At 51.5% G+C, this 17,245-nt stretch carries 12 protein-coding genes; 6 read left to right on the top strand and 6 right to left on the bottom strand.

From position 1 onward, the window contains the following. Positions 1-55: 55 nt before the first annotated feature. From PGRAT_RS29260 to PGRAT_RS31990, 4 genes are all read right to left on the bottom strand, one after another. The gene (locus PGRAT_RS29260) at positions 56-379 is read right to left on the bottom strand and encodes a hypothetical protein (protein WP_025706997.1); all 324 of its coding nucleotides are present in this window, start codon (positions 377-379) and stop codon (positions 56-58) included. A 131-nt stretch (positions 380-510) separates the two neighbouring features. After that, positions 511-2,655: a bifunctional diguanylate cyclase/phosphodiesterase gene (locus tag PGRAT_RS31995; protein ID WP_025706998.1), complete on the bottom strand. Its 2,145-nt coding sequence runs from the start codon at positions 2,653-2,655 to the stop codon at positions 511-513. 222 nt (positions 2,656-2,877) lie between these two features. Beyond that, on the bottom strand, positions 2,878-3,501 hold the full coding sequence (locus PGRAT_RS29250; RefSeq protein WP_025706999.1) for an acetate uptake transporter: 624 nt from the start codon (positions 3,499-3,501) through the stop codon (positions 2,878-2,880). A gap of 120 nt (positions 3,502-3,621) precedes the next feature. After that, positions 3,622-5,988 carry a bifunctional diguanylate cyclase/phosphodiesterase gene (locus tag PGRAT_RS31990; protein WP_025707000.1) on the bottom strand — a complete coding sequence of 789 codons (2,367 nt, stop codon included), beginning with the start codon at positions 5,986-5,988 and terminating at the stop codon, positions 3,622-3,624. A 173-nt stretch (positions 5,989-6,161) separates the two neighbouring features. Between PGRAT_RS31990 and PGRAT_RS29240 the strand changes: the two genes are divergently transcribed. The 3 genes from PGRAT_RS29240 (at position 6,162) to PGRAT_RS29230 (ending at position 8,512) form a co-directional block, all read left to right on the top strand. Further along, positions 6,162-6,428 carry a hypothetical protein gene (locus PGRAT_RS29240; RefSeq protein WP_025707001.1) on the top strand — a complete coding sequence of 89 codons (267 nt, stop codon included), beginning with the start codon at positions 6,162-6,164 and terminating at the stop codon, positions 6,426-6,428. A 35-nt stretch (positions 6,429-6,463) separates the two neighbouring features. Then, entirely contained in the window at positions 6,464-7,417 is a 954-nt protein-coding gene (locus PGRAT_RS29235) for a 1,4-dihydroxy-2-naphthoate polyprenyltransferase (RefSeq protein ID WP_025707002.1), read from the top strand. Between the two features lie 93 nt (positions 7,418-7,510). Beyond that, positions 7,511-8,512 (top strand): Gfo/Idh/MocA family protein, encoded by a 1,002-nt coding sequence (locus PGRAT_RS29230; RefSeq protein WP_042267600.1) that lies wholly within the window; start codon positions 7,511-7,513, stop codon positions 8,510-8,512. Positions 8,513-8,970: 458 nt separating this feature from the next. Here PGRAT_RS29230 and PGRAT_RS29225 read toward each other — a convergent pair whose 3' ends face one another. Further along, on the bottom strand, positions 8,971-10,338 hold the full coding sequence (locus tag PGRAT_RS29225; protein ID WP_174469039.1) for a dicarboxylate/amino acid:cation symporter: 1,368 nt from the start codon (positions 10,336-10,338) through the stop codon (positions 8,971-8,973). Positions 10,339-10,607: 269 nt separating this feature from the next. Here PGRAT_RS29225 and PGRAT_RS29220 point away from each other — a divergent pair, with 269 nt between their 5' ends. The 3 genes from PGRAT_RS29220 (at position 10,608) to PGRAT_RS29210 (ending at position 15,297) form a co-directional block, all read left to right on the top strand. Continuing rightward, positions 10,608-11,408 (top strand): ABC transporter ATP-binding protein, encoded by an 801-nt coding sequence (locus PGRAT_RS29220; protein WP_025703808.1) that lies wholly within the window; start codon positions 10,608-10,610, stop codon positions 11,406-11,408. Beyond that, complete coding sequence (locus tag PGRAT_RS29215; RefSeq protein WP_042267598.1) at positions 11,401-13,056, top strand: hypothetical protein; 1,656 nt, start codon at positions 11,401-11,403, stop codon at positions 13,054-13,056. Before PGRAT_RS29220 ends, PGRAT_RS29215 begins: the two co-directional genes overlap by 8 nt. Before the next feature lie 231 nt (positions 13,057-13,287). Beyond that, positions 13,288-15,297: a bifunctional diguanylate cyclase/phosphodiesterase gene (locus tag PGRAT_RS29210; protein ID WP_025705099.1), complete on the top strand. Its 2,010-nt coding sequence runs from the start codon at positions 13,288-13,290 to the stop codon at positions 15,295-15,297. Positions 15,298-15,391: 94 nt separating this feature from the next. Here the strand turns inward: PGRAT_RS29210 and PGRAT_RS29205 are convergent, their stop codons facing one another. Then, positions 15,392-17,086: a methyl-accepting chemotaxis protein gene (locus PGRAT_RS29205; RefSeq protein ID WP_025704187.1), complete on the bottom strand. Its 1,695-nt coding sequence runs from the start codon at positions 17,084-17,086 to the stop codon at positions 15,392-15,394. Positions 17,087-17,245: the final 159 nt, after the last annotated feature.

Raw genomic sequence — 17,245 nt, 5'->3', positions numbered from 1 at the left:
GCAGCAAGCTGCTTAACTCGGTGGGGCTTCGTTAGCCAAAAATATAAGGAAAAGGCTATTCTTTGCCTGTTTCCTGCTCTGCCGGGTCTGCGGCTTCAGGACGTCGCAGGTCATAATAGCGGGCGGCCAGCCACACACTGCCCGTGAACAGTACAATCAGGCCAAGGATGATGCCAAAACGCCAGTCTCCTGCTTTGAAATTGAGCTGGAGAACTGCAAGCACAAGCGCGACCTGCGTCCAGACTAAGGTTCTTTTACGGAAAGCTGTAATATTTCCAGCCATGTTCGGCATACCGCGGATCACGCGATAGGCGATGATGGCAAGGATCAGCGCGAAGACAATGGTTACAATCCATTCCGGTGTTGATAGCGTATTCATTATTCTCAGAATCCTTTCGGCTTAACTTCCAAGCTGCTGCCGTCCCCGATAGGGACGGCACAGTTGTTGCTTTTTATTATACTGGCCCGGAGGGGTTTTACCAAGCCACAGAACTTGGGGGTCATAATTCTTTAGGAGGCCACCTTATGAATGTCTTCGGCCGGCAGCGGCGGGAAGAAGAAGAAGCCCTGAATATGCGGACAGTTATGCTTAATCAGGAATTCAAGCTGTTCCTGGGTTTCCACGCCTTCGGCAATCAGCTCATACCCGAGCTGCGAGGCAACATAGACGATGGACTTAATAATTGTCTCATCAATGGAGCTGACGCCGATGCCGGTGATGAAGGTGCGGTCGATTTTGATTTTGTTGACGGGAAAATGCTTCAGGTAGTTCAGTGAAGAATACTTGGTGCCGAAGTCGTCGATGGAGACGACGATGCCATGGTCGCGCATCTGCTGCAGCAGCGGATAATGCTCTTCCAGCAGGGCGGTGCTCTCCGTAATTTCGAACTCCAGCATACTGGTCTCCAGTCCATATTGGTCCAGCACCGCAAGCAGGTTCTCGATCAGGTTGCGGTTATAGAACCAGCTGTTGGAGATATTGATCGAGGTCCGATGCAGCGGCAGGCCCATCGTTCTCCATTCACAGAGCTGGCGGCAGACCTCACGGAGCACCCAGTCCGTAAGCTGAATCATCAGCCCGGCCTCCTCCACGGCGGTAATGAAGGTGCCTGGCCCGATCAGGCCTTTTTCAGGGTGGTTCCAGCGGACAAGCGCCTCCATGCCAATCATTTTACCCGTAACGGCGTTGATCTGCGGCTGGTAGTGCAGCACAAATTCTTCGCGCTCCAGTGCGGAATGCAGATATTTGGCGATCATCGTTTTCTGTTCCAGCTTCTCGCGCAGCTCCCAGTCAAAGATAAAGTAATTGGCCTCCTCCTGGCTTTTGGCCTGATACATCGACATGTCCGCGAACTTCAGCAGATCATCCTTGTTCAGCGAGTGCTCGGGATACAGCGAGACGCCAATACTGGTCGATAAGCTCAGGTGCGCGCCGGAAATCAGCAGCGTGTCTGAGATCAGCCCGCTGATGTCTCCTGCGATAATGGGAATATGCTCCCGGGGCAGGTCGGAGAATACCATCACGAACTCATCGCCGCCGGTGCGCGCGAACAGCTTGAAGGGCACTTTTCCATTTTTCAGCCGGTTGGCAAGTGTCTTGATGACCTGGTCGCCGATGGAGTGTCCCAGTGTATCATTGATTTCCTTGAAACGGTTGAGATCGAAAAAGAACAGTGTGTAGGTCTGGGTCGGCTCTGCCGATTGCAGAAGGCGTTCGAACTCGTCCATAAAGTACAGCCGGTTAGGTATTTCTGTCAGGCTGTCATAATGCGCGAGCTTTTCATACAGACGCTTGGACACGCGGAGATCACGTGTGCGGATGCTGACCACCCGTTCCAGTTCACGGTTGAAGCGGCTCTGATGCCAGAAGATGTAGAGAATGAACGCAATGATAAGCAGGATGGCAATATCGATCCATAGAACGCTGCGCAGCACTTCCCATTTCTTATGCGAAGGCGTGGGGATGCCCATCAGCCAGTGCTGATTGTAGACGGTGACCGGAACCATTAGCCGCTTGTCTTCTTTGCTCACAGGGCTGCCGAATAGAAAGGTATGGTCGTCTGTGGTTACGAATATTTGGGTGTCCTTCAGCAAAAGCTGGTCCACAATATTCTCAATCTTCAGTGTTACGGAAACTATGCCTGTAAAAGATTTGTTATGGTAGATGGCTTGTCTGATCACCATGCCGTATTCACCCTGGGCGAGAGTCCGGGGCCCGTCTATTGTAACGCCGCCGGAACGGATGGTTTCCTGGACCATGCCGGGTGAGGATAGTGCTGAATCCAGCAGCAGGCTTTTGCCCAGTATCGCTGTATTGCCTGAGAGAGGATATAAGTAACGGATGAGGCCGTCCGGAGCGATCATGATATTCATAACGTTGCTTGAATTGTTGGTGTATGCGGTGTGCAGATACTCATTAATCAGGTTTGGATCAGCATCAAAGCCGACCGTTTGTATAAAGGAACTGACGCCTTTGACAATCGAGACTCTCTCTTCAATGTTTGATGTTAGCATGACTGCTTTTGAGGACAAGTCGGCTTTTTCAGCCCGGTATTCACGGTCTACTGATAAAGAGTAATAGTAGAATAGAGAGAGCTGAAGAACGACTACAAAGCCGAGGATGATCGTTAAAGGCTTTTTATTAATGAAAGCCATGGAGTGCCTCCGATATCAAAAAAATTCAACATTATTCTTGCCATTCGATAGAAGCGGTTCCCGCATCACAGGAAAATGTCGATAATTGTCGTAGATGTCTCTATAGCATGTCACCTTTATCGTCTTTGTGCAAGGGAAAAGCTTACAGTGGTCCTGCAAAATTAAAACGGATAAACACATCCCGCCTGAAGGCGGCATGTATTTATCCGTTGCAGTTAAATCTTATTTTTTGAAGACCCCGAGCGGAGCTCCAACCGGAAGGAATTGGCGTCCAAAATGAGCGTTGAGCACTGACGCGCCACAGCCGTAAAGAGAAACGATGCCAATGGCCAATTCTGAGCAGGCAGCCAGCTTATGGAAAAACTCAGCAGCAACCCCAAAGGAATCCATTGTAAGTCCGAGGAACAGGAAGTCAATTAACACAAAGATGACAAGCAGCACCCGGTTGGCTTCTACAGCGCCGAGGGTCATGAAGAGAGTGAAGACCAGATATCCCAAAAAAACAAATCCTAGCTGTTTGGGGTCTACGCCTTCCGCCAAAACCGTTCCGAATACCCCGAGCTTGATCAGCCAGCTTGCCGCCATGCCGAACCAGAAGAACGCGTAAGCGCCAAAGGCGGTCATTCCGAAGGTATTGTTGTGTTTGGCATCCTGAATGGATGCGAACAGTTGGGCAAAGGCACCGAGAAAAATAGCCCAAGGAATGCAGTAGCTGAGACCTGTTGTAATTTCAAGCTTTTGTGAAGAAGCGACCAGGGTGACGATAGCCAATCCGAACAAGCCGATGGCGCTAGGGTCGGCGGTGACGATTTTGACGGATTGGGTGTTTGGCGATTGCGCTGACATAACAATAAATGCCTCCAATTTTCATAAGTGTACGCATAGGATAACAGCACCCGGAGCGGGTGCTGTTATCAGCTTGCCTATCATATCATATCGCCCCAACCTTGCCTATAAAGGAACCGTTCATTTTTCGCCAAAAAACAATTTTTTCTGCGACAAAAAGGACTGGATTTCTCCGGCTTTGACCGGTTTGCTGATATAGAATCCCTGCAGCTCGTCGCTGCCCAGGCTGCGCAGCATATCGAACTGCTCCTGCAGCTCGATCCCCTCGGACACCACACTCAGCCCGAGATTGTGGCTTAGCTCGATAATGGCTTTGACCAGCACATCACCCTGCGGTTGAGGAGTCATTTCAGAGACAAAGGAGCGGTCGATTTTGATCACATCGACAGGGAACCGCCGCAAATAGCTCAAAGAAGAAAATCCGGTGCCAAAGTCGTCCAGCGAAATGTGAAATCCGTGTGCTCTAAGCTGCTGCAGCGACTCCAATATGCTGTCGCCGGAAACCAGCACGCTCTCCGTAATTTCAAGCTCCAGGCTGGAGGGCGGCAGCTCATATTCGTGCAGCAGCCCGAGTAGTAGCTCCAGAAGACCAGGCTGCATCAGCTGCAGCGCGGAAATATTGACTGCGGCGGTGAGAAACAGGCCGTTCTCCCGAAACCTCCGCATATCAGCGCAGACTTGCCGCAGCACCCAGCCCCCGATACTTACAATGGAGCCGCTGGTCTCCGCGAGCGGAATGAACTCTGCCGGAGACACAGGCCCGTAGGAAGGGCTGGTCCAGCGAAGAAGCGCCTCCACCTTATGTACCTGCAGCCGCGCAGCATTCAGAATTGGCTGGTAATGCACTTCAAACTCATCATTGGCTGCGGCAGAGAGCAGCTGCTGCGCCAACACCTTTTTGCGCCGGATGCTCTCTTCCAGGTCCTCGGAATACTGAAATATATTGTTACGTCCCGTCTCTTTGACATGGAGCATCGCCAGATCGGCTTGTTTGACGAGATAGTCGGCGTCATCCCCGTTCTGGGGATAAATGCTGATGCCTATGCTGGCTGTGCAATAGAAGAGATGCCCCTGAATTTGATGCGGCATGGAGAGAGCGTCCTGAATGCTTGACAGCTGTGCCGAAATAGCGGCCGGATCGGGGATGTCGGAGAGCAGGATGGTGAATTCGTCGCCGCCAAGGCGTGACACTACATCATGTGTCCCGACGACCTGTTCGAGCCGGAAGGCGGTTTCTTGGAGCATGGCATCCCCAAAATCATGGCCCAGCGTATCATTGACGGTCTTGAAGTGATCCAGATCGATGAAGACAAGGGCAATCTGCCGGTTGCTGCCCTTCGCTGCGCCAATCGCTGTATTAAGCTTTGCGAAGAAGAGCGGGCGGTTAGGCAGGTGAGTCAGCGGATCAAGCATGGATTGCTGCTGAAGCTCCTCCTGGGCCTGCTGCAGGGAATCGATCATCCGGTTGAATTCATGCTCCACATCACTGAACTCATCCCTCCCAGTACTGATGATGCGGATAGATAAATCCTTGCTGCTGCCAATATCCCTGATATTTTTGATTAATGAAGTCATTCTTCCCAGGATAGAGCGGTTCACGAAGAGCATGCTCCCTATGCAGCTCAGTATGGTTACAATGAAGAAGGCAAGCCGGAAGCTGTAGACGGATTCCTGCCCGTTCTCATAGATCTGACGAGGCTGCTTCACGGTAAAGACGACGCCTGGATTGCCGAACAGGTCGTTCACAACGGTGTGAACCGACAGCATGCTGCCGGAGGCCGGACTCATCCAGCGATCCTTTCCGCCGCTCTGTGCCAGCATTTCTGAGGTGGCTCTGGTTATTTGGATACTGGTGGGCCCGTCCTCTCTGACAGGGGTGGCTTCCTCCTGCTGAAGCATTCTTCCGGCAACGGCAGTGCCGATCACCGGCTTGCCTGTGCTGCTGTCGACAATAGGCGTAAGCGTTATCAGCATCGGACCCTGATCGAGAAGCACGATCCCGGTTTGGCTGTCACTTGCACTTGCCAAGGCTGGCAGCCTGCTGTTCATCAGCTTGAACAGTGTATGCAGCTCCGGTGTCAGCGGGGAAATGCTCTTGCGGGCAGTATCATATGTTCCGCCATATAGAGGCTGCCCCGATTTGTCCAGCAGGGCCATCATATCCAGGTGATTGACCTCAAAGGTTGCACTATTGAAGGTGCTGCGGATAAAACCATCATCTGCAGCAAGGGGGCTATCTGCTGAGCGTCGTCCCTCTACGAAGCGGTAGGTTTCATCCCGGAGCGAATAGTTCAGCATTCCGGTCCTCATATCCAGCAGTTCCTCCTGATAGGAAGTGAGCGCGTCGTCCAGACTGTGTTTCAGCGCGGCTTCATCCAGCTTCTCAAAACGGTTCAGCATGATGAGGTGCAGAAGCAGGTAGTTAATCCCCAAGGTAACCAGGGCAACAACACAGGTGAAGATGATCATTTTTTTGCGCAGCTTCATGATGCTCCCCTTTTGTAAATTTCATATGAATAGGAAATAAGTACCATACTGTACAGTGTACCACGAATAGGGAATATTTTGCAGGGCTTTTCTCCACAATGTGTCGAAATTTGATGTATAATAATTCAATGAGAATCATTATTAAATAATAATAGAAGGAGATAAGCCTCTGCATGAACAAGTGGACTCTTTTTAGGAAAGCTTCGCGGTTTGGAGTCATTCCGGTTATGCTTATACCGGTTGTCCTGGGAACTGCCGGGCATACGTATGGGCGGGGAGTTTCCATCCGTTTTTATTTGCCGTCACTTTTATCGGTGCGGCTGCTGCCGGAATCTCTTTTTGCACTTCTGGTAGCGACGCCCGAGGGCAGTGTATCCGCGCATGGACAGACGGTTATTGCTGAATGGTCCCCGGTCACCATCACCACTGCCGGAACGTAAACGAGCTTATTTTTGACAGATAAGGATGTATGCCCGTGAATGTAAAAAGCTTTTTGCAATTTGTCGAACTGCCGACAAAGGTGGCGAGCATGCTGCCTTTTCTGCTGGGGACACTGTATGCCCTGTACCGGTTCGAAGATTTCTATGTTCTGCGCTTTGCCTTGATGTTTGTCTCCCTGCTGAGCTTTGATATGGCGACAACGGCGATCAACAACTATTATGATTATAAAAAAGCGGCCAAAACCCATGGCTACGGCTATGAAACGCATAATGCCATTGTTCACTACGGGCTGAAGGAGAGTACTGTAGTGGCTGCTATTGCTGTCCTGCTCACGCTTGCCGTAGGCAGCGGGATTGCACTTGTTGCAGAGACAGGGCTGCTGGTGTTCCTGCTGGGCGGCTTGTCCTTTCTGATCGGGATTCTGTACTCGTTCGGCCCGATACCAATTTCGCGGATGCCGCTCGGCGAGCTGTTCTCGGGACTGTTTATGGGGTTTGTCATCATTTTCATCTCAGCTTATATTCACTCGGACCAGACTGTGGTGACGCTGCTGTTCTCCGAAGGCTGGGCCAGCCTGCATGTCCATATCCCTGAGGTACTCTATCTCTTCTGGTTTTCCGTGCCGGCGATCCTTGGGATTGCCGGAATTATGCTGGCCAACAATATCTGCGACATCGAGGATGACATGGACAACCGGCGGTATACACTGCCAGTGTATATTGGACGGAAGAACGCTTTGCTGCTGTTCAGGCTGCTGTATTATGTCTCTTTTGCAGACCTTGCCGTGCTGCTGCTGCTGGGAGTGAACCCTGTGCTGGTGGTGCTGCTGCTGCTGACACTGATTCCGCTCCGCCGCAATATCGCCCGCTTTGAGGAGAAGCAGGAGAAGGCGACCACCTTTATCCTGTCCGTCAAAAATTTCATGCTGATGAGCGTGGCCCGGATTGTGGTGCTGGGTGCGGCTATCCTGCTGAAGATTCTGCTGTGATTGCAGCTTCCGTTCATAGAGATATGCCGGATTCTGTGATATTGTTTCAATAGAGACGTCCAGGAAATCTATAACAAGGGAAGGTGTACACCGATGACACAAAAGCTGCGTTGGGGAATTATGGGCTGTGCTCAAATCGCAACAGGTTCGGTCATGCCGGCCATCCGGGAATCGGAGACGGGAATCATTCAGGCGGTGGCGAGCCGGGGGCTGGAGAAGAGCAGCGCCGTCGCTAAGGAATTGGGCGTGGCACAGGCCTATGGCAGCTATGAGGAGCTGCTGGCCGATCCCGATGTTGATGCGGTATATATTCCGCTTCCGAACCATCTGCACCGGGAATGGGTAATCCGCGCGGCAGAAGCCGGCAAGCATGTGCTGTGCGAGAAGCCGATTGCCCTGAACAGCCGGGAGGCGGCAGAGATGGTGGAAGCCTGCCGGAAGGCGGGCGTGCATCTGGCTGAAGCCTACATGTACCGGCACCACCCGCGGATTGCAGAAGTGCGGGAGATTATCGCCAGCGGTGAGATTGGCGATCTGCGGTCCATCCGGGGGACTTTTACATACAACGATGCCGGAGATACTTCTAACATCCGCTTCAATTCAGCTTGGGGCGGCGGCTCCTTGTACGATGTCGGCTGTTACCCGCTAAGTGCGGCGCGGCTGTTATTCGGCGCGGAGCCGGAAGCGGCAACCGTACAGGCGATCTTTTCCCCTGAGCATGACAATGTGGATATGATGGCCTCCGGGCTGGTTGAGTTCCCGGGCGGCGTCAGCCTGATCTTCGACTGCGGCATGTGGGCCTACAACCGGCAGCTGCTGGAGGTGCTCGGGACGGAAGGGCGGATTGAGCTTCCGATGCCGTTTAACGCCAGATTTGATGATGCCGAATTCTTCGTATATTCCGGTGGGGAAGTCAGACGCGCCCGGGCAACAGGAGCTAATCCGTATGTCTGCCAGGCGGATAATTTCGCCGCTGCTGTCTTCGGCGCAGCACCTGTGGTTGCCGCAGAGGACCCGGTGCTGAACATGATACTGATTGAGACCTGCCTGGCATCGGCACGGACACGGCAGCGGCTCAGCCTGAAGCAGGGATGACAAGGAGTCGGGAATAAGAGATTAGGTGGAAAAAGGGAACCTATTTCCCTCCAAAATCAACAATCGTGAGATTTAAGTGGAAAAAGGGAACTTAATTAGGCCATCTTACCTCGTCAGGAGCGAAATGAGCTGGATTAGTGATCCTTTTTCCACTTAACTTCCGGATGGCATGGTGCTGGAGCAAATCAGTGATCCTTTTTCCACTTAGAGTTGCCGGAGGGTTCATCGAGCGTCTCCAGGCACCGTTAAAGATAAAATGGCAGAACGGCTACGCTGTCCGGTGATGGATGGCGTAGCCGTTTTTTCAAAATATATTTTATGCTTCACGCGATGAATATCCCTTATATTTCCTGTTGGAACGATACCATCCTTTAAAAGGGCGGCGAAGCGGTTTCTACTTGTGTATACGCTGACCGAAGCGGTTTCTGCTTAGTTGGCACATAGCGCCGCCGTTCTCTTTACAACGCATTCAGCAGGATTTCTTCATCATCATCCCTCCGGTTGAACGCCTCCCGGTCAAACTCGCCTTCCGAGTTGGCCACCAGAAGTGCGGTGACGGTTGTTCCTGTCGCATTTACAGCAGTACGCCCCATATCAATGAGAGCTTCGACCCCTGCCACAATGGCAATGCCTTCAAGAGGCAGTCCTAGTGCGGTCAATACAACTGTTGTAGAAATAACTGCCGGACCGGGTACACCCGCTACACCTATTGAAGAAATGATGCTTACCAATACAAGCGTCACATAGTCGGTTCCGGTCAGCTGGATTCCAAACACCTGGGCTGTAAAAACAGCCACGATGGCAGGCCAGATCCCTCCGCAGCCATTAAAGTTGACAGAAGCTCCCAGAGGCGCGACAAAGCTTGCAATTCGTGGAGAGACATGCAGGCGTTTCGTGATGACCTCCAGGTTAACTGGAAGCGTAGCATAGCTGCTTCTGGTAGTGAAGGCAACAGTGAGGGTTGGATATATCTTGCGGAAAAAGCGCAAGGGATTGATTTTGGCGACAAGCAGCACCAGTCCTCCGAAAATGAGGGCAAAATGAATGATAAGCGCGACATAGGACGTGATGATGACGCTGCCGAGCTCCTGCAGGGTATCCCAGCCATAACGTGCTGTAATTCCCGCGATCAGCGCGAATACTCCATATGGAGTCAGGCGGATGACAAATTTAACTACCTGATGCAGGACAGCGGTCAAGGATTCAATGAGATCGCGCACCGGCTTAACGGCCTCCGGTTTTTTGGAGCCGACCTTGATGATCGCTACAGCCAGGAAAATGGCAAAGATCAGAAGGGGAACTACCTTACCGGTTGCGGCCTCATTGACGGGGTTGGAGGGCACCAGGTCCAGTATGACCTGTGAGAAGGTAGGGATTTCACGGGCCTCGAACCCTTCCGGCACTGCTTGCTGAATGCCCTTCCCAGGGTTGAACAGCAGGGCTACCGATAAGCCGATTATAGAAGCGACACCGGTTGTCCCCAGGAACCAGGCGAAGGTTTTTATACCTATTTTGCGTAAATACTCCAGATTGGTTAAGGATGAAATGCTGTTCAGAACCAGGACAAATACCAACGGAATAACGAGCATCCGGATCAAACTGACATAAATGCTGCCGAACGTCTTAATAGCCTCGGTCTCCAAATCAAAATATTGAAAGAAAATGCCGGCTATCAGACCGATGCCGAGAGCCGCAAGAACACGGGTACCAAATCCGATCCGTTTACGCGCTGACAGAAAAAGAATGCCAAACACAAAAATGGAAACCGCGAAACCAATCCAGTTCGTCTCAATGGCAGACAATAGGTTATTATCAATATTGTTCATTAGCTTTACAAAACCTCCTAAACCGACTTTTTTGGTGTGAATAATGAGAATAATGTACAGAGTATTTTTATGATTGTCAATACAATAATATGTTAAAAATATGGTGCTTAGCCGTAAGTCATTCAGGAGTCCACTGGACCGTATTGTGTATAACTGTGCATGAGCATTTCTAATAGGTTGTTGATCTATAAATTTGGTAGAATGGGAGTTGAATTTGTAATTTCATATATATGGAATTGCCTAGCGGATTTCAGAAAGGGGAGCAGGTTATGGGACTTACAGAAGAACCGGTCATTTCGATTTCAGGACTATGGATGAATTACAGCGACCGGATGGTGCTGCGGGGCATAGACCTCGAAGTATACAGGGGGCAGATTATCGGCTACATTGGCCCGAATGGGGCAGGCAAGAGCACTACGGTAAAAATTATGCTGGGGCTGGTGGAAGGCTACACAGGTACGGTCCGGATTTTTGGCCGGGACATCGCTGACGGCAATGCCGCCTACAAACGGAGGATCGGCTATGTGCCCGAGATTGCAGAGCTCTATGACAGCCTGACCGCCCGGGAGTATCTGACATTCATTGGCGAGCTGTACGGTATGAAGCGGACCGAAGCTGATGCCAAGGCCGAACGGCTGATGGACCTGCTTAATTTGAAAAAAGCCTACGATATGCGCATCGCTTCCTACTCCAAGGGGATGAAGCAGAAGGTGCTGCTGATCTCAAGCATGCTGCATGATCCCGACATTCTGTTCCTTGATGAGCCGCTCAGCGGCCTCGATGCCAACAGTGTTATGGTGGTGAAGGAGATTTTCGCTTCACTTGCGGCACAGGGCAAAACGATCTTTTATTCCTCGCATATCATGGATGTCGTGGAGAAGATCAGCAGCCGGATCATCCTGATCAATAACGGGGACATTGTGGCAGACGGGACCTTCGCACAGCTTCAGGAACAGAACAGGGAAGGTTCACTGGAGGATATTTTTAATCAGCTGACCGGGTTTGACAAGTACCGGGATATTGCCGGGGAGTTTGTTGCTGTACTTGGAGAAGGTGCTCCGCATGAATGACTTTTGGGTATTGAAGCTGCTTGACCGGCTGCAGGGCGGATTCCGGAGGGCCGGAGTGGATTATAAGATGCTGCGCAGCATTCTGCAGGTAAAGCTTACGATGGACGGAAGGCGGACACCGACAGTGCTTGGAACACAGAAGGGCAGTCAGGGAAGTGAGGGCTCGCCGCTGCGGGTACAGTGGATCTATCTATTGCTTGGCCTGATGCTGATTCTCTTCGTTGTACCCGGGAGCAACTACATGCTGAATATGAGTGTGCTGTTTGCGGTCGTCATGTTCATGATCACAACCACTCTGATTTCCGACTTCTCGTCGGTCATGCTGGATCTGCGGGACAAGAACATTCTGTTCTCCAAGCCGGTAGACCGCCGGACTCTTAATATGGCCAAGAGCCTCCATGTCCTGATCTACCTGGTTACGCTAACGTTGACCTTTACGGGTCCTTCTCTGCTTGTTGCCTTATTCAAGCAGGGGGTGCTGTTCTTCCTGGTCTATGCGGTGGAGATTCTGCTGATGGATTGTTTTATTCTAGTGATTACCGCCCTGCTCTACTTGCTGATTCTAAGGGTCTTCGACGGGGAAAAGCTTAAGGATATCATCAACTATGTACAGATTATTTTATCTGTCGGAATTGCTGTAGGGTACCAGCTGGTTCCGCGCCTCTTCGATATGACTGATATGACAGGCTCCTTCCAGCCCGCCTGGTGGCAATATGTCATTGCGCCTGTGTGGTTTGCCGCTCCGTTTGAGGTGCTGGCGGGAGGGGGCCGCGGGGTGGATTTCAACGTGCTGGCTGCGCTGTCTGTCATCATCCCGCTGGTGCTGCTGCTTGCTTATATCAAGCTGATGCCGCTGTTCGAGCGGAGCCTGCAGAAGCTGGCGGAGCAGGGAGCTGCCGGCAAGGATAAGAGCCGATACCCCGGTCTGTTGTCTGGGCTGTTGTGCCGGAATAAGTCAGAGGCGATGTTCTTCCGGTTTACCTGGTCCATGATGAGAAATGAACGTGATTTCAAACTAAAGGTTTACCCGACCGTAGGCTTATCATTAATACTGCCGTTCATCTTCATATTCAACCAGGTGTGGACCAGCGGTCCATCATTGAACACAGAATCCAAAGCGTATCTGTTTATTTATCTTTGTGCGCTGCTGCTGCTGACTGTAGTGCAAATGCTTCGTTATTCTTCAAGCTATAAGGGAGCCTGGGTTTATAAGACCATCCCGCTGGCCGGAACGGCCCCCGTGTACCGGGGGATGCTCAAGGCTGTGCTGCTGCGGCTGATGCTCCCGCTGTTTGTTCTGGAATCGGCCGTATTCCTGTGGCTGTTCGGGGCGCGTATTCTTCCCGATCTGGCCGCAGTAATGCTTGCTCTGCCGCTGTATTCGGTCATCTGTTTCCGGGTGCTGCCGCAGGCACTGCCTTTTTCGGAGAAGTATGAAGCGGCGAAGCAGAAGGATTTCTCGGTGAGCGGGTTTGTGCTGCTCTTTATCCTGATGGGGCTGGCGGGTCTGCATTATATAGTTTCCCTGTTCCCATTCGGCATTTACATCTATTTGGTAATTTTGGCAGCGGCGAATGTCTGGGCCTGGCGTGCGGCCTTCTCGCATGAAGGTTCACGGCCCGGGCAAATTCCAACACTCGGAGCATGATGCTGACAGGCAAATATGGACATTTTTTGCCGGCACTAAAAAAAGGGTCTAAGTTCCAGTATTTACTTAGACAGTGTACTAAATACAGGTTAGAATACAGCTAAAGTTTACTTTCAGGGATGGCCTATAATCTTTATGCACTCTTCCATTTATCTGATATTCGTATATTGATTTTGACATAGCAAATGTACTGCAGCGACGATGATAATTATAATGGTGAAGAGGTCAACTATGGATCAAATGGGAATCCACTATAACCTATGGATGGTTTTGCTGTCTTTTGCGCTTGCTGCCACAGCAGCCTATTCAGCGCTTAATTTAATTTTACAGGTTTTCCATTCTGCTGGCAGGGTAAGACGCTTATGGCTGCTATCCAGCGCCTGTGTGCTGGGGAGCGGATTATGGGCGATGCACTTCGTGGGAATTATGGCGAGTTACCTTCCGTTCAAGGTAAGCTATCATCCGGGAATAGCCGGTTTCTCACTGGTGATCAGTCTGTGTGCGTGTTATCTATCGTTATGGATCGCCACAATGTCACGCCTGAGAACAGGGCGTCTGCTGCTCAGCGGCCTGATTCTCGGCAGCGGGATTTCCATGATGCATTATATGGGCATGTACTCCATGAAGCTGCAGACAGGGATTCATTATGAGACGCTGACCCAGGGGCTGTCCGTGGCCGTCGCTTGTCTGGCTTCGTATACCGCCGTATTTCTTTTTCACAAATTCAAGGATTATACCGGTTTCAGCCGCTGGAAGCTGTACTCCGCGGTGTTCATTGGGCTTGCCGTTACCGGAATGCATTATATCAGCCTGCGGGCCAGCTTTTGGGAGGTTGACAACTGGACTGGCGCTAAGCCTCTTCTGATGGAGGCGGATGTGGTTCTGCTGACGGGGGTTTCTCTTGTCACTCTGTTTATGCTTGCGGTATCTTGCGGCGCAGTATTTCTGGACCGGCATGTGCTGGAGCGTATGGCCTATCATGACCCTCTGACAGAGCTGCCGAACCGGCATGGGCTGGAACGTTACTTCAAAGGTGAATTTTTTGGCGGGCCCTCGGGTGCGGTGCTTTTTGTCGATCTGGACCGGTTCAAGTCGATTAATGATACCTTGGGACATGATATCGGAGACATGCTGCTCCAGGAAGTTGCGGGGAGATTGCGGCGTGTGATCAATGCCAAGGGCAAAGTTTTCCGGCTGGGCGGGGATGAATTTCTGATTGCACTGCCGGTCTGTACCATGGAAGCTGCCCGGGAGGAAGCACAGCACATCCTGCGGGAAGTGAAAAAGGCTTACAGCATTGAGGGCAATGAACTGTATGTTACAGCGAGTGTCGGCATCAGTATGACTCCCTTGCACGGGACAGACCGCTCTGCACTGATGAAGGCGGCGGACACAGCGCTGTATACCTCCAAGGACTCCGGCAAGAATAAATTCAGTGTGTTCGATCAGGAAATGAACCGCCATCAGCTCTGGCGGATGTCGCTGGAGAAGGATTTGCGCAAGGCGCTGGCCCGTTCAGAATTTATGGTGGTCTATCAGCCGAAATGGGATTCGCTCATGAACGTAACCGTCGGGCTGGAGGCGCTGCTGCGCTGGAGGCACCCGGAACATGGCATTATTTCGCCTGCCGAATTCATTCCCATCGCCGAGGAGACTGGACTTATTGTGCCCATCACGTATTGGATGCTGCATGATGTGTGCAGCCAGAATAAGCTCTGGCACAAGGCAAGCGTAGCCAACGTTGCCGTCTCCATTAACATGTCGGCCCGGATGTTTGAAGGCGGCAGCCTCTATGAGGTGGTTGAAGAGGCGCTGGTCCGCTCCGGCCTGGAACCGCATTTCCTGGAGCTGGAGATCACGGAATCCATCGCCATGAACAATATGGAAGAGACGGTAGCCCAACTCTCCAAGCTGCGGAGTCTTGGGGTGCGGGTATCACTGGATGATTTCGGCACCGGCTTCTCCTCCCTTGGGAATCTGGATGAAATTCCGGTGAACACACTGAAGATTGACCAGGTATTCATCCGCAAGAGCAAGATGCATTCCAAGAAGGCCATCATCAGCAATATAATTGCCATCGCCAGCAACCTCAATATGGAGGTTGTCGCCGAAGGTGTGGAAACCCCTGAGCAGATTGAACTGCTGCAGTCCCTGGGCTGCCGGGTGATGCAGGGCTTTTATTACGGAAGGCCCATGCCTGTCAGTGAACTGGGGCAGTGGTTCATAGAGAATACGGCATAATGTAATACATTCAGCTTATCCTGCAGCAAACAGCGCAGAACCTCTTGGGAGGTTCTGCGCTGTTTGCTTATACATTAAAGCCTATATAGTCCCCCTAGACCTTGAACCGCTCTACCAGAACCTGCAGCTTCTCTGCCAGAGATGAAAGGAACCCGGCTGAAGATTCCACTTCTTCCATCGCTGCCAGCTGTTCCTGGGAAGTGGCGGAGAGGGTCATGGCCCCTTCTGCCGTATAATTGGACACAGTGACAATTTTCTGAATCGACTCCACAAGTCCGCCTGCAATCAGGCCCAGTTCACGGACGGTCTCGGAGATCTGCTGGCTCTGTGAAGACATGTCAGAGACCGAGGTCTCGATCTCGGAGAATGAGCGTCCGGCGGACAGGATCAGCTCCTTGCCCTGCTCCATTTCTTCCGTTGAACGTTTCATGGTTTCACCGGCGTTATCCATCTGGCTGATGATCAGGCTGACCAGCTCGCCGATCTGGCCGGCGGATGCGGCTGAACGCTCGGCAAGTTTGCGGACAGAGCCGGCAACGATGGCAAAGCCCCGGCCTTCTTCTCCGGCACGTGCAGCTTCGATCGCTGCATTCAATGCCAGCAGATTGGTTTCTTCAGCGATACTGGAAATCGTACCTACGATGTTCTCAATCTCCTTGGAGTGGCTGCCCAGCGTATCGATAATGTCCGAAAGGTCATGGATGCTTTCGCTCACAATCCCTATCTGAGAGGTTGTAGAGTCCAGCGATTGCCGTCCGAGGCGGGCTTTTTGGGCGTTATTTGCAGCGGTATCCTTCGCGCTGTCGGCATTTCCGGCGATCTCGCTAATGAAGCGGGACATATCCTGTACAGCCTGATAGCTTCCTTCCAGGTCCTTCAGCTGGGTACCCGCACCCTCAGCCAGCTCAATGGTAACATTCGCACTATGCTCTCCGGCACGGTTCGTCTCCTGGGCACTTGCAGTCAGCTCTTGGGAAGAAGAGGCTACCAGCATGGAAGTGTCATTCACCTGGGTGATAATGTCGCGCAGATTCAGGGTCATGTCATTGAAGTCACGGGCCAGTGTCCCGATTTCATCTTTGCTGTTGAAGAGCAGCGGTTCATGGGTCAGGTCGCCTCTCGCAATAGTGTTCACAGAGCCGGACAGCTTGGTGAGCGGGCTTACCATACGGCGGATCATCAGGTAGGCGGCGAGAATGGCTACGATCAGAATGGCACCGCCGATGATGAAAGGCTGAACAATAATATCCATCGTCCGCTCTTGAATTAAGGGGCCGTCAAAATTGATAGCCATCAGGGCAATAATAGGTTTGGTGGGATCATGATCCTGATAAATGGGGCCATACCCGGTTTTGAGCGAGGTTCCTTGATATGTATAAACTTTGGAGTATGCGGAATGCTTCATGGTAGTAATCATGGCTTTATCTTCTTCTGTAAAATAGAAGTCATCTCCGGCTTTATAGCCTCTTTTCTTAAAGCTGGCGTCGGCGGCGAGTATTTTACCGTCCAGTGACAGGATAAATGCTTCTTTGAAAATCGGCTTATGTGCCACAATCCAGCCGATCCGGTCTTCAATTGCAGACACTTTGCTGCGATCCCCGCTGACAAGTGCTGAAATGTCGGCGGGATCAATCAGGCCGGTTGTAATATTGGCGCAGCCCACCAGTTCGATTCCCGCAGCCTCATCTACCTGATGATAGGCGGCACGGTAACCAAAGAATCCGATGGAAGACCCTACAAGGAGCAACACAATAAGGATCATCCAAGTTAATTTTGTTGCCAATTTCATATTTTAGTACCACCAACCCTGCTTCTAATGTTTTCAGTAATACCGTTGTATCACTGCTACGATTATAGCGCATCAATGCCAGCGCAAATATAATATTTTTGTGTCGGAACATGACGTATTATGTAAAAATGTGACTGGATAAAAGCATTGAATCAAACC

The organism is Paenibacillus graminis, assembly GCF_000758705.1.
In the GTDB taxonomy this organism is placed as follows: Bacteria; Bacillota; Bacilli; order Paenibacillales; family Paenibacillaceae; genus Paenibacillus_AQ; species Paenibacillus_AQ graminis.
The sequence above is the reverse complement of the archived record's forward strand: the minus strand, read 5'-3'. Positions and strand labels throughout refer to the sequence as shown.

What these genes read in the sequence shown, in the direction of transcription:
- PGRAT_RS31995 (WP_025706998.1), bottom strand. Translation starts at nt 2,655, where the DNA reads ATGGCTTTCATTAATAAAAAGCCTTTAACGATCATCCTCGGCTTTGTA.
- PGRAT_RS29230 (WP_042267600.1), top strand. Translation starts at nt 7,511, where the DNA reads ATGACACAAAAGCTGCGTTGGGGAATTATGGGCTGTGCTCAAATCGCA.
- PGRAT_RS29205 (WP_025704187.1), bottom strand. Translation starts at nt 17,086, where the DNA reads ATGAAATTGGCAACAAAATTAACTTGGATGATCCTTATTGTGTTGCTC.
- PGRAT_RS29260 (WP_025706997.1), bottom strand. Translation starts at nt 379, where the DNA reads ATGAATACGCTATCAACACCGGAATGGATTGTAACCATTGTCTTCGCG.
- PGRAT_RS29240 (WP_025707001.1), top strand. Translation starts at nt 6,162, where the DNA reads ATGAACAAGTGGACTCTTTTTAGGAAAGCTTCGCGGTTTGGAGTCATT.
- PGRAT_RS31990 (WP_025707000.1), bottom strand. Translation starts at nt 5,988, where the DNA reads ATGAAGCTGCGCAAAAAAATGATCATCTTCACCTGTGTTGTTGCCCTG.
- PGRAT_RS29210 (WP_025705099.1), top strand. Translation starts at nt 13,288, where the DNA reads ATGGATCAAATGGGAATCCACTATAACCTATGGATGGTTTTGCTGTCT.
- PGRAT_RS29215 (WP_042267598.1), top strand. Translation starts at nt 11,401, where the DNA reads ATGAATGACTTTTGGGTATTGAAGCTGCTTGACCGGCTGCAGGGCGGA.
- PGRAT_RS29250 (WP_025706999.1), bottom strand. Translation starts at nt 3,501, where the DNA reads ATGTCAGCGCAATCGCCAAACACCCAATCCGTCAAAATCGTCACCGCC.
- PGRAT_RS29220 (WP_025703808.1), top strand. Translation starts at nt 10,608, where the DNA reads ATGGGACTTACAGAAGAACCGGTCATTTCGATTTCAGGACTATGGATG.
- PGRAT_RS29225 (WP_174469039.1), bottom strand. Translation starts at nt 10,338, where the DNA reads ATGAACAATATTGATAATAACCTATTGTCTGCCATTGAGACGAACTGG.